Genomic DNA, 13976 nt, shown 5'->3' on the forward strand with positions numbered 1-13976 from the left:
GTAAAATAGTTTTCGAAGGATTCAAAATGGCCGAAGAAAGAAAAGGAAACGATAAAAAATTTGACTTAAACGAGAAACAAATAGTAAGTGCACTTATGGATTATTGTACAGATAGTATATATTTTAAGGATCTCCAGAGTAGATTTATATCAGCAAACAAGGCATTGCTTAAGAAGCTTGGCATAAACAATGTAAGCGAGTTGGTTGGAAAGACAGATTATGATTTGTTTACTGAGGAACATGCCAAAGAGGCGTATGATATTGAACAGAAAATAATTAAAACAGGCATCCCGGTAGTTGATATTGAGGAAAAAGAGACCTGGCACGAGAAAGGTATTAGATGGGTTTTAACAACCAAAATGCCTTTTTATGATAAAGAAGGCAATATTATTGGAATTTTTGGAATCTCCAGGGATATAACTGATAGAAAGAAGGTAGAGAAAGAATTAGAAAAGCAAATATCTTTCATGAATGCTCTCATGGAAGGGGTAACTGACTCAATATATTTTAAAGACCTTCAAAGCAGATTTTTGCTGGCCAATAATGGATTAGCAAGAAAACTTGGTGTAAAAGACCCAGAAGAGTTAATTGGAAAAACAGACTTTGATTTTTTTACCAGAGAACATGCTGAACCAGCATATATTGATGAACAAAACATAATTAAGACTGGAAAGCCCGTTGTAAATATCGAAGAAAAGGAAACCTGGCATGGTAGAGAGAATGAATGGGTTTTGACCACGAAAATGCCTTTTTATGATAAGGAAGGTAATATTGTGGGAACCTTTGGGATTTCCAGAGATATCACTGACCGAAAAAAATCAGAAGAAAAGATACATTACTTATATTATCATGATCGGCTTACAGGACTTTATAATAGAGCCTTTTTTGATGAGAGTTTAAATAGATTAGATACAGATAGACAGCTTCCCCTTACTATAGTAATGGGTGATATAGATAAACTTAAATTAATTAATGATACATTTGGACATTTAGAAGGAGATATTCTCCTTAAAACTATTGCAGATATATTTAAAAAATGTTTTAGAAAGGAAGATATTGTTTCCAGATGGGGAGGGGATGAATTTATTGCCATACTGCCTAATACCGGTAAAGAGGAAGCGTTAAGTATTATCAAGAGAATAAAATCTGCATGTAAGAAAAAAAGTATAAATGGAGTGCCTATCAGTATCTCTCTTGGAATTTCTACAAAGGAATCCACATCCGGGAATATCCTTGATGTATTAAAAGAAGCAGAAGATAAAATGTATAAGAAAAAAACAAAATGCAGAACATCAATAATATCTTTATATGCTAATTTTCATAAAAATAAAAAATAAATCCTCATATATATTGACTTAAATTTGATATAAGTGTATTATTCAAATAGTAAATATAATACTTATTTTAAGTATTAAAAAAAGTATAGCTTTCTTCCGAAGAAAAAAACACACTACAAAAATACACCATTATATTCTGCAAAATCACAGTTCCTATAAAATATTTTACTATTTAGTAAGCCAATTAAAAAAAGGAGGGATGTGTATTTAAATAATTCTTATCAAAAACAAATTAATGAAATTCGAAAAAAGAATATTATTTTACCTGACAATATCAAAAATTTTATTTAATTTTTAGGAGGTCTTAAAATGAGAAAAAATATTTCTATTAAGGTTTTAACTGTGCTGATACTGGTTGGCAGTCTATGTTTTTCTTTATCTGCTTTAGCGCAAAATGAACCTGTGACTATAAGCTGGTGGCATATTCAGACTGAAACAGAACACAGGGAATTATGGCAAGATCTGGCAGATGAATATATGGCTGAAAACCCTAATGTAAATATTGAAATTACAGTCATGGAAAACGAGAATTTCAAAGCTAAGATGACCACAGTTATGCAATCAGGAGAGGTACCTGATCTTTTCCAAAGCTGGGGTGGGGGTACTATGAATGATCAGGCCGAAGCCGGTTTGCTCAAGGATATTACTGAATATCTGGATAAAGACGGCTGGCGTGAAACATTTTCAGAGGGAGCATTAGGAGTATATGCATACAAAGGAAGAAATTATGGTGTACCACGCGATATGGGTATGGTTGGTTTTTGGTATAATAAAGAATTGTTTGCCCGGGCGGGCATTGATAGTCCCCCTGAAACCTGGTCTGAGTTGTTTGATACTATTCAAAAATTAAAAGATGCCGATATTATTCCTATTGCTTTAGGTGAAGGAGACAAATGGACAGGTGCCTTCTACTGGGAATATCTGGCAGCACGTATCGGTGGAGAAGAAGCATTTGTAAAAGCGGCTACCAGGGAAGGTTCTTTTACTGATCCTGCATTTATAGAAGCAGGAGAAAAATTGTTGGAGTTAGTAGATGCTGAACCTTTCCAGTTTGGTTTCCTGGGAGCTACCTGGGCTGATGAAGCTACTCTTATGGGTAATAGCGAAGCAGCTATGGACCTTATGGGACAATGGGCTCCCGGATCATTCAAAGAAAACAGTATTGATGGATTAGGATTAGGTGATAAAGTAGGATGGTTTAAATTCCCAATGGTTGAAGGAGGAGCAGGTCACGCTGATGATGCGTTAGGTGGAGGCAATGGATTTGTCGTTGGAAAGGATGCACCTGAAGAAGCTATTGACTTTTTAAGGTTTATCAGTAGTGTGGAATCACAGATTGAACAGGCCAAAATTGGTCTTTCAGTACCGGTAGTAAAAGGTGCTGAAGCAGGGCTGACTGATCCGACTCTAAAGCTTGTTCAACAGGGTGCGGCAGATGCCAAATATTTCCAGCTGTACTATGATCAATATCTACCTCCGGCAACAGGTTCTGTGGTTAATGATGCTGTTCAGGGATTATTTGCAGGAACAATGACTCCAGAAGAAACAGCTCAGATGGTTGAAGATTCAGCGGATAGAGAAATAAAATAGTTTTTCCTTAGTAATAAATGTGTGGGGATGAGAGCTCAAAACCTGATTCCCACACATCATGATATTTAAGAAGGAAATCCTTTATGAATACAAAAGGCTCAAAAGAAGATAAAAACATAAAGCTATTACCACAGACCAATACCTTTACCTGGCAACTTCAAAATAATATGACTATTATATTGTTTTTACTACCAGCATTTATATTATTATCCATGTTCCTTGTTTATCCAATATTTCGCTCTGCTTATTATAGTTTGTTTAATTGGAAAGGTTTTGGCCCCGCAGTTGATTATATAGGGATAGAGAACTATACACGTTTACTGACTGATAAAATATTTTTAAAAGCAGTTAAAAATGGAATATTAATTGTAATATTTTCTTTGGTAATCCAGCTTCCAATAGCGATGGGGCTTGCTCTTATTGTTGGAAGAGATATCCCGGGAAAGGCTTTTTTCCGGGCAATTTTTTTTATGCCCTATATTCTATCGGAAGTTATTACCGCAATTATGTGGTTAATTCTGTATAATCCTAATCCAAGACGAGGATTTCTGAATGCAATTATTAATATTATTCCTAGCTTGGAACCTCAGGCCTGGTTGGCAGACACCAGACTGGTGCTGCCGGCAATCTTTGTTGTATTAACCTGGAAATATGTTGGATTTCATATGCTTTTATATATAACAGGCTTGCAAAATATTCCGAGAGACATTGAAGAAGCTGCTTTGATTGACGGTGTAAATAGCCGTCAGATGGTCACTCATATCACTTTACCATTATTAGCCGGAACGATAAAGACCTCTATATATCTATCGATTATTGGTTCATTACAGGTGTATGCTTTAGTCTGGATTATGACCAGAGGAGGTCCGGTTAATGCCAGTGAGGTGATGTCCACATATATGTATCGTTATAGTTTTGTTCGATTTGAGCTAGGGTATGGTTCCGCAGTAGCAATCATTATGCTGCTTATTTCTTTAACTTTTTCCATAATTTATTTAAGACTTACCAGAAACACGGAAAACGTATCTTAAAAAAAGGATCTTGATGAATAATGAAACATAACTCAAAAAATAAAAAGAATAAATCACCGATGATTTTTAAATATATCATCCTTACAATTGCCGCAATATTTATATTATTTCCCATAGCAATGATTATATTTGGAACTTTAAAGACCCGTGGTGAGTTTATGACAGTCCCCTATACACTACCAATTCCACCTAATTGGGGCAATATAAAAAGAGTTTTAACAATGCCGATATTTTGGTATATGATGCGTAACAGCATATTAGTGATGATTGTAACTACTGTTGGAGTCGTTGTTGTCGCCAGCTTGTCGGCTTTTGTATTTTCCCGGATAGAATTCCGAATGAAGAATATGTTGTTTAACTTTTTTACACTTGGCTTAATGTTTCCAGTAACTGTAGCAATTTTACCAATATACCTGATAATACGACAGTTGAATTTAATCAATAGTCTTACAGGTGTGATTTTAGTACAGACAGCATTCCAGCTTTCTATTTCTATTGTGATACTGCGGAATTTCTTTATGTCTGTCCCGTTTGAACTTCAGGATGCTGCCAGCATAGACGGATGCAATAATCTTGGGTTTTTTTGGTGTGTACTATTGCCTCTTGCCAGACCTTCTCTTGCAACAGTTGCAGCTTTAACCATAGTGACCAGCTGGAATGATCTTTTAGTGCCACTGGTTTTAATAGACCAGGAAAAGTTGTGGACTCTTCCCTTAGGGACAATGCAATTTCAGGGTCAATATGGAATGGATTTATCACTGGTATCTGCCTTTCTGCTATTGTCCGCTATTCCTGCGATAATCTTTTATATATTTGCAGAACGGCAGTTAGTTTCAGGTTTAACTGCGGGGGCTTTAAAAGGATAGATATTACTATAAATTAAAGTCAAAGAATTTTTAAATTTTATTTAAAAGGGTTATAAAAATGACTGAGGGATTTAAAAAGTATAATAATGACATTCACCCCAGGACATACCTTGATAAGGATAAACCGGTTTCTAAGAGAGTAAAAAGTCTTTTATCGCTTATGAATCTGGATGAAAAAATAGCCCAACTTGGTAGTTTGTGGATATATGAGATTTTAGAAAAAAAAGAATTTTCTGAAAAAAAAGCAGATACCCTGATGAAAAGTGGTATTGGACAGATTACAAGGCTTGGCGGAGCAAGTAATTTTAGTCCTGAAGAGTCCGCCAGAACAGCAAATCGGATACAAAAATATTTACTTGAGAAAACACGTCTGGGAATACCTGCGATTATTCATGAAGAATCATGCAGTGGTTATATGGCTAAAGGAGCAACCTGTTTTCCTCAGATTATAGGAGTAGCGAGTACCTGGGAGCCGGATTTGGTTGAAAAGATGAGTAGAGTTATTAAGGAACAAATGAGAGCAGTTGGTGCACATCAGGCACTTGCACCGGTTTTAGATATAGCCAGAGATGCTAGATGGGGCAGAACAGAGGAAACTTTTGGAGAAGACCCATACCTTACTTCGATAATGGGATTGTCCTATATCAGGGGAATTCAGGATAACAACTGGAAGACAGGGGTAATGGCAACTGCCAAACATTTTGTCGGTTATGGTGTTTCAGAAGGCGGCATGAATTGGGCACCTCCACATATTCCTTACCGGGAATTACGTGAAATATTTTTAAAACCCTTTGAAATTGCAGTAAAAGAGGCAAAAGTTGCTGCAATTATGCCGGGATACCATGAGCTGGATGGTGTACCATGTCATAATTCTATAGAATTACTCAAGGATATTTTAAGGGGTGAATGGGGATTTGAGGGATTAATTGTATCGGATTATTTTGCTATAAACATGCTAAAAGAATATCATCTGGTTTCATCAGATAAAGAGGAGGCAGCAATTCAAGCTATCAAGGCAGGTGTAGATGTAGATTTACCCAGTACTGATTGCTATGGAACTCCATTAAAAAATGCCCTGGAAAAACAATTGTTTGATGAATCTCTAATTGACAGATCTGTAACTAAAATACTTAAAATGAAATTTTTAATGGGCCTTTTCGAAAATCCATATATAGACGAGAAGGCAACCGTAACAAAATTTGATACACCGGAACAGCGGGATTTGGCCTACAGGATTGCCTGTAAATCAATTGTATTGTTAAAAAATGATAATAATACATTACCTATTAGAGATATTAAATCTTTAGCAGTGATAGGACCAAATGCAAACAGTACCAGGAATATCATAGGTGATTATGCTTATCCCTGTCATATTGAATCATTATTAGAGATGAAGGAGGGAAAGCAGGATTTTGATACACCTGTTCCCGATAACGTGGAAATGGAAGATAATTTTGTTTCAATAAAAAGTATTTTAGAGGTAATAAAAGAAAGATTTAATAATAGTATTGCAGTAAATTATGCCAAAGGATGTGAAGTTACAGGTGATTCAAGAGAAGGCTTTTCAGAGGCGATTGAGGTTGCAAAAGAATCAGATTTAGCGGTAATAGCAGTGGGAGGAAAATCAGGGATTATAAATGATTGTACCAGTGGAGAAACCAGAGATAGGGCCACTCTTAATCTTACCGGGGTACAGGAAGAACTTATAAAAGAGATTTATAATACAGGTACTCCGGTAGTTGTCGTACTTGTAAACGGAAGGCCTTTATCTATAAATTGGGTTTATGAAAAGATACCGGCAATATTAGAATCATGGTTACCTGGAGAAGAGGGGGCTAAGGCGATAGTTGATGTTCTTTTTGGGGATTATAACCCGGGAGGTAAATTACCTATTTCTTTTCCCAGGTCTGCAGGACAGGTACCTGTATATTATAACCACAAACCATCCGGTGGACGTTCCCACTGGAAAGGGGATTATGTTGAGATGAGTAGCAAGCCACTTTTGCCATTCGGTCATGGATTAAGTTATACCAATTTTGAGTATAGTAATATGGTTATTACACCAAGGACTGTGTCCCTGGATAGTAAGGTGAAAATGAGTGTTGTTGTAAAAAATATTGGTTCCAGTACCGGGGATGAAGTTGTACAGTTATATGTTCACAACAGACAAAGCACCATAACGAGACCATTAAAAGAATTGAAAGGATTTAAGAGAATTACTTTGAAACCCGGTGAAAAAAAGACAGTTAACTTCATTTTACTATCAGAACAACTTGGGTTCTATAATAAAGAATTAAAATATATTGTAGAACCGTCAACAATAAAGGTTATGATAGGAAGTTCTTCTGAAGATATCCGTTTAGTGGGTGAGTATAAAATTACCAAAGAAAGAGATAATGTTAATTAAAATATTATTTTAAACTGTTTTATGACTAAAATATTTTGCAAGAACTCTGACATATATAATATGAGTTAAAACAAATTAAATTATTGTCTTATCTTAAATAAGATCTTGTGGTAGAAGCCTGGAAGAACTATAAGTAACAAAAAACTGAATAAAAAGGTGGTGATTAAAAAGATAAGTTAATTTTTTTGACCGTATCTAATTTTAGTATTGTAAAAAAGGAGATTCTAATTATGAAAAAATTTTATATTAGTTTACTGACAATTACATTTTTAATTGTTTTGAGCCTGTCAGTTTTTGCTGCCGATAAACCTTTAATCGGTCTATCTTTTTCTGATTTTACCTTAGAAAGATGGGTAAGAGAAGCTGAAGAAATGACCAAACTTGCTGAGAGCTTAGGCGCTGATGTAATTGTTCAAGAAGCTAACCTTGATCCGAAGATACAGAATGATCAAATAGAGAATATGGTTTTACAGGGAGCAGATGTCATCCTGATTGTTGCAGAAGATGGTGCCGCGGCAGCAACAGCAGTAGATGCAGCAACAGAAGCAGGTGTGAAGTGTATTGCTTATGACCGTTTAATCAAGTCACCCAACAATGCAGTGTATATTTCGTTTGACAATGTGGAAGTCGGACGTGCCCAGGCAAGAGGGGTTATAGCTGCAAGAGATAGTGGCAAATTTGCCTTACTTGGTGGCAGCCCGACAGATAACAATGCTGTGCTTGTCAGACAGGGACAGATGGAAGTACTTCAACCCCATATTGATAGCGGACAGATTGAAATCGTTGCCGACCAATGGGTACCTAATTGGGATACAGCCGAAGCATTAAAGATTATGGAAAATATGTTGACTGCCACCAACAATGAAATTGATGCAGTTGTTGCTTCCAATGATTCAACGGCTCTGGGGGCTATTGAAGCTCTAAGAGCCCAGGGTCTGGCCGGTAAGGTCCCAATTTCTGCACAGGACGCCACGGCAGCCGGGTGTAATGCAATAGCTAAAGGAGAACTCACAGTAAGTGTATATAAAGACATAAGAAAACTTGTCCCTCTGTCAATTGAAATAGCAGTCAAAATGGCCAAAGGTGAAGCTGTAGAAGGCTTGGAAGAATTTTCATTAGCTGAGTTAACCGGAGAAAATCTACAAGGTACTGTACCTTGTAGATTCCTGGAAGTTGTCGGTGCAACTAAGGATAACCTTTATGAGGTAATTGTAAAAAGTGGATATCAGTCATACGACGATGTATATAAGGGTGTTCCTGAGGGAGAACGGCCCCCAAAAATTTAATTGTTTATTATAAAATATTATGTAGTGCACTGCAGTTAAAAAAACTGCAGTGCACTTGATTTATAAAATACAACTAAAACCCTAATAGGGGGAACTATTTTGAAAGATGATTTGATTCTAAAAATAAAAAATGTAACAAAAGATTTTCCAGGTGTGAGGGCATTATCTGATGTTTCATTTAATATAAAAAGAGGAGATATTCATGGGATCTGTGGAGAAAATGGTGCCGGGAAATCAACTTTAGTAAAAATTTTAGCAGGAGTGTATCCTTATAATACTTACCAGGGAAGCATTTACTTCAATGAAAAAGAATTAAAATTTACATCTTCTTCAATTGAAGAAGCAATAAAAGAGGGAATTGCAACAGTATATCAAGAGCTAGTTCTTGTACCATGTTTAACGGCTGGTGAAAATATTTTTCTGGGAAGGGAGCCAATAGATCAGAGAAGAGTTGTTAATTGGAATAAACTATTTACAGATACAAAAGAAATTCTGGCAAAATATAAATTAAATGTTCCCCTTTTTGCAAAATTATCTACACTGAGTGTTGGACAGCAGCAGATGGTTGAAATTGCAAAAGCTTTGTCTCGTGAGGTTAAATTGTTAATTCTTGATGAACCTACCTCTGCCCTCACTGATTCTGAAGCAAATTCTTTAATGGAAATATTAAAAAATTTAAAAAATAGTGGAGTAACCTGTATTTATATTTCACACAGATTGGATGAATTTTGTAAAATTGCTGATACTATTACTGTGCTTAGAGACGGTCAGGTAGTTGATACAGTAAGAGCCATAGATTCTAACGAAGAGAAGATTATTGCCATGATGGTTGGAAGAGAAATGAAGAAGAGGTTTCCAAATAAACTATCTAAACCAGGTAAAAAAATCCTGGAAGTTAAAGATTTATCAGTATTTTTAAAAAATAAATCAGTAATTAAAAATGTCTCATTTAATTTAAAAAAAGGTGAAATACTGGGAATAGCAGGTTTAATGGGTTCTGGAAGAACTGAACTTGTAACAGCTTTATTTGGAGAGTATGGAAATCAGATCACTGGTGATATTTTGCTGGAAGGAAAATCTATCAAGATTAATTCGGCAGAAGATGCAATTAAATATGGAATAAGCCTTGTCCCGGAAGATAGAAAAGGAAAGGGATTGGTATTAATACAGGAAATTTTTAAAAACATTTCTTTGCCAAACCTCAAGCAATTTTCTACCAGATTAAATATCGATAAATACAAAGAATTACAAGAATGTAAAAAATATGCAGATTATCTATCAATTAAAACACCATCCCTTTTTACTATAACAGAATCGTTAAGTGGAGGAAATCAACAAAAGGTTGTTATTGCCAAATGGTTAATGTCAAACCCGAAAATCCTTATTTTAGATGATCCGACCAGAGGAATTGATGTAGGGACAAAATATGAGATATATAATCTCATAAATAAGCTTGCCGAAAAGGGTGTGGGAATAATTATGATATCTTCAGAGTTGGAGGAGGTGCTGGGGATAAGTGACAGAATTATGGTTATGCATGAAGGCCAGTGTGCTGGAATATTAGAGCGCAAAGAAGCTACCCAGGAAAAAATTATGGCGTTAGCCACAAATATTAAAAAAATAAACAGGTATGATTAATGAAAGATTTAAATTATATTCAAAAGTTTAAAGAATTTAAAATTGATTTTAGGGCATATACATTGTTTTTTGCTCTTATTATTATTTGGTTACTTTTTGGGTCTTTAACCGGTGGTGTTTTTCTTTCAACAAGAAATTTTTCAAATCTTCTAAGACAAATGACTATTATATCATTTCTTGCCATTGGGATGACCCCGGTCATTATAACAGGCAATATTGACCTTTCCGTAGGATCCATGACCGGTTTTATAAGTGTTATAGCTGCCTATTTGCAGGCAATTATTTTCCCCACCCTTCTTCCGGGACTGTTTCCTTCTCTTTCAATTGAATCATTAGGAATTATTAGTACAGTTGTTACAGTGATTGTTTGTCTTTTTATAGGTCTAATAATAGGACTTGGTCAGGGTTATATTATAGCTTATGGAGGAGTCCCAGCTTTTATTGTTACACTAGGGGGACAATTTGTTCTTAAGGGGGGAATTTTGGGTGTCACTCAGGGTAAAACAATTATCCCAATTGAAGATTCCCTTCGTGTAATGGCTCAGGGCTATCTCTCAACATATACTGGCATAGTAATTGCAATTATTGCTATTATAATTATTTTTATATCCACCTTACAGAATAGAGCAAAAAAGAAACAATATGGGATAAAAATCAGATCAATTGGTCTTGATTTATTTGTTGCATCGGTATTTTCAGTACTTATTTTAGTGTTTACTTTTATGATGAATAGCTACAGGGGGATTCAAATTCCAGTATTAATTATGGCTACTTTTGCTATAATAGTTACTTATATAATGAATAATACAAGATTTGGAAGACACATTTATGCTGTAGGTGGTAACAAAGAAGCGACAAGACTGTCTGGTATAAATGTAAAAAAAGTTGTTCTAAAAACATATGCCATGATGGGTATTTTATGTGGTGTTAGCGGAATTATTTTAACCGGTTATGTTGCCGCAGGAACAACCAGTGGTGGTACTAATTATGAACTTTCAGCAATTGGTGGTTGTGTAATGGGTGGTACAAGTTTAATGGGAGGTATTGGGACAGTCTTCGGTGCCGTAATTGGTACTCTTATTATGACCAGTCTTGAAAATGGAATGAGTGTCATGAATATGAGTGTTTTCTGGCAGTATATCGTTAAGGGATCAATATTGGTTCTTGCTGTTTATCTGGATGTAACATCAAGGAAAAATAAGGCTTAAAATAGAAATAATATTGGTGTTGTAATAATAGATCAAGAAAGGGAATAATGCAAATTATGAACAAAAGTAAAACCAACCTTGGAAATTCAATAACAATGAAGAAATGGAATCTTAGTAGAATTTTTAAAACTATTTACCAACAGGGTCCTATTTCCAGAATAAAGTTAACTGAAATTACAGGATGCAGTCCTGGAACAGTTTCTAACCATGTTAAAACTTTGATTAAGAAAGGGTTTGTAGTTGAAACAAATAAGGGGATTTCTTCCGGAGGTAGAAAACCAGTAAAGTTAATAATTAACCCTAACAAAGCTTACATCTTCAGTATTGAAATCGAGGTTAATCGAATAAAAATTGTAATGTTTGATTTAAAAGTAAAACCCGTGGAAATGATCATTATTCCTATCAAGCACAAAGGTGATTATTTGAGAACTTTTGAGCATGTATTTTATGAAATGGATAACATGATTAAAAGAAAAAATCTGCGATTAGAGGATTTTTTAGGAATTGGCGTAGCGGTACCAGGGTTAATTGATAAAATAAAAGGTGTATTAGAATTTGCACCTAACCTGGGATGGAAAGATGTAAGCATTTCAAAGATATTCAAAGAGAAATATGACTTGCCTGTAATTCTAAATAATGAAGCAAAGGCTGCAGCCATTGGAGAAAGAGGGTCGTATTATCCTCAGGTTAATAATATGGTATTTGTTTCGATAAACGAAGGCATAGGTTGTGGTCTTTATATAAATGGATCATTATACAGGGGAGCTAGTGGGAATGCAGGAGAGTTTGGTCATATTACTATTAATACAAATGGTACTAAATGTCATTGTGGTAATCGTGGTTGCTGGGAGATTTATGCCTCAGAAAATTATATTGTAAACAGATATTTAGAATTATCTGTCAATAAGAAAAAATTATCAAAAGAAGAAATATATATATTAGGGAAAAACGATGATAAAACCGCACTTAAGATATTTCAGGAAATAGGAAGAAATATTGGAGTTGGATTAGTAAATATTATAAATGGCCTTAGTCCCGAGTTACTGGTGATAGGTGGAGGTATTGTAGAAATAAAAGATTATATTTATGAAGAGATTATTAAAAAACTCGAAGAAAGTTGCTTATCTGTTTCTTGTAAAAAGACAGATATTAAATTCAGTAAATTGGGTAACATGGCTGCGGTTTATGGTATGGCAGATTTAATAATTAATAAAAGAATAAAATTTATTTAGTACCTTAATAGATATGTGGCATTTTTAATTAAAAAATAATTTTTTAAGTAAAAATATATAGATTTATTAAAGGAGTGAAAGGAGTATATATAAAATGAAAAATAGCAAATCAATGCATAGTATTTGCCGTTGGACTTTTAATGCCGGGCAGGGTGGCTTTGTTCCTGATGATATAAGGCCAAAATGGAGTGAAAAAAATTTAAATACTGTTGACACCATTAAAATAATTAAAGATAGAATTGCTCCAAGATTACCGGAAAATGTAGAGTTAGGGTTTGAAATGCATTATGATAATGAGTATGATGAAGATACTGCTCAAGAAATAGCTGATGCACTTGTAGATTCCAAAGTATATCTATCTATGGTAACTCCGGGAGCTCATAAACATTATGCTTATGGAGGGATAGCTTCTTTGGATCCGGCAGAGAGAAAATCAGCTGAGGAGTTTGGCGAAAGAACGGTCGCTCTTGCTTATGGGCCTCTTAGAAAGGCATGGCACCCCGATTCTTCAAAATGGCCAACTGTAGTTATCTGGAATGGCTCCTTTGGTTATGATATTGCATCGATTGGAATTTTTCAGATGTATCAAAATCTTAAGGAGAGTCTGGCAAAATTGTGTCAGTATGAAGAAAAATTAGGCGGATATCTCTATTTTGCCCTGGAACCAAAACCAAATGAAGGGCACCCCGCTCTTTTAATACCTACTGTTGCCAGTGCCCTGGTATTATGGAATAAACTGGGAGAAGAGTTTAAAATTTCACGCGATAAAAAAGGGGTAAATAAAGAATTCGGACATTCAGAGATGATTGGACTTGATCATGTTCATGATACAGTTGAAGAAATAGATAATAATGCCTTAGTCCATATGCACATCAATAGTCAGGGTTACAATGACGGTATTATACTTGGGGGACCGGGCAAATTTGATATAGACCATGGTACAAGAATCAATGGAATGAATATAGCTATCGCAGGTTTAATTCAGGAGTCTGGATTTAATCGATGGAAAGGTCATGATATGCAAACAAGACCATATGATAATGAAGACCAGGGCATCGACAGGGTAATTAGAAGTATACTAAGCTGGGAAGCTTGTGCTAAAGCTGCAGAAGAGATTGATAGAGGACAACTATTAAACCATCTTATTGCAAGAGATACTGCCAGAGCCGAAGATGTTATGAGAGAAGCATTAATAAAGGCTCAAAATTATTTTAATGAAATATACAGAGGATAATAAGGAGTTATTATTAAAGATTTTTAATTAAAAATGACAATATGTGTATTAATAATTAATATTTATTATATTAATTATTAAAGGAAGGCCAACATTAATAGAAATGTTTATTAATAAATATTCCTAATATAATAAGAGTAATTTATT

At 34.9% G+C, this 13976-nt stretch carries 10 protein-coding genes; all 10 read left to right on the forward strand.

All coding sequences use genetic code 11. The features are described 5' to 3' along the window. On the forward strand, positions 1-1337 hold a 1337-nt coding region (locus PHQ99_05595), incomplete at its 5' end, for a diguanylate cyclase (GenBank protein MDD4289042.1). A gap of 309 nt (positions 1338-1646) precedes the next feature. Beyond that, positions 1647-2927, forward strand: a complete 1281-nt coding sequence (locus PHQ99_05600) for an extracellular solute-binding protein (protein ID MDD4289043.1) — start codon at positions 1647-1649, stop codon at positions 2925-2927. Positions 2928-3010: 83 nt separating this feature from the next. After that, the gene (locus PHQ99_05605) at positions 3011-3958 is read left to right on the forward strand and encodes a sugar ABC transporter permease (GenBank protein MDD4289044.1); all 948 of its coding nucleotides are present in this window, start codon (positions 3011-3013) and stop codon (positions 3956-3958) included. Between the two features lie 20 nt (positions 3959-3978). Next, entirely contained in the window at positions 3979-4824 is an 846-nt protein-coding gene (locus PHQ99_05610) for a carbohydrate ABC transporter permease (protein ID MDD4289045.1), read from the forward strand. A 58-nt stretch (positions 4825-4882) separates the two neighbouring features. Further along, entirely contained in the window at positions 4883-7231 is a 2349-nt protein-coding gene (locus tag PHQ99_05615) for a glycoside hydrolase family 3 N-terminal domain-containing protein (GenBank protein MDD4289046.1), read from the forward strand. Between the two features lie 230 nt (positions 7232-7461). Next, positions 7462-8517 (forward strand): substrate-binding domain-containing protein, encoded by a 1056-nt coding sequence (locus PHQ99_05620; protein ID MDD4289047.1) that lies wholly within the window; start codon positions 7462-7464, stop codon positions 8515-8517. Between the two features lie 99 nt (positions 8518-8616). Further along, positions 8617-10155 (forward strand): sugar ABC transporter ATP-binding protein, encoded by a 1539-nt coding sequence (gene gguA, locus PHQ99_05625; protein MDD4289048.1) that lies wholly within the window; start codon positions 8617-8619, stop codon positions 10153-10155. Beyond that, a complete protein-coding gene (locus tag PHQ99_05630) occupies positions 10155-11363 on the forward strand; it encodes a sugar ABC transporter permease (GenBank protein ID MDD4289049.1) in 1209 nt (402 codons plus the stop codon). Before gguA ends, PHQ99_05630 begins: the two co-directional genes overlap by 1 nt. Positions 11364-11419: 56 nt before the next feature. Next, on the forward strand, positions 11420-12595 hold the full coding sequence (locus PHQ99_05635; GenBank protein ID MDD4289050.1) for an ROK family transcriptional regulator: 1176 nt from the start codon (positions 11420-11422) through the stop codon (positions 12593-12595). A 94-nt stretch (positions 12596-12689) separates the two neighbouring features. Then, positions 12690-13829 (forward strand): xylose isomerase, encoded by a 1140-nt coding sequence (locus tag PHQ99_05640; protein MDD4289051.1) that lies wholly within the window; start codon positions 12690-12692, stop codon positions 13827-13829. The last annotated feature ends 147 nt before the right edge of the window (positions 13830-13976 follow it).

The organism is Atribacterota bacterium, from assembly GCA_028703475.1.
Lineage (GTDB): Bacteria > Atribacterota > Phoenicimicrobiia > Phoenicimicrobiales > Stramentimicrobiaceae > JAQVMU01.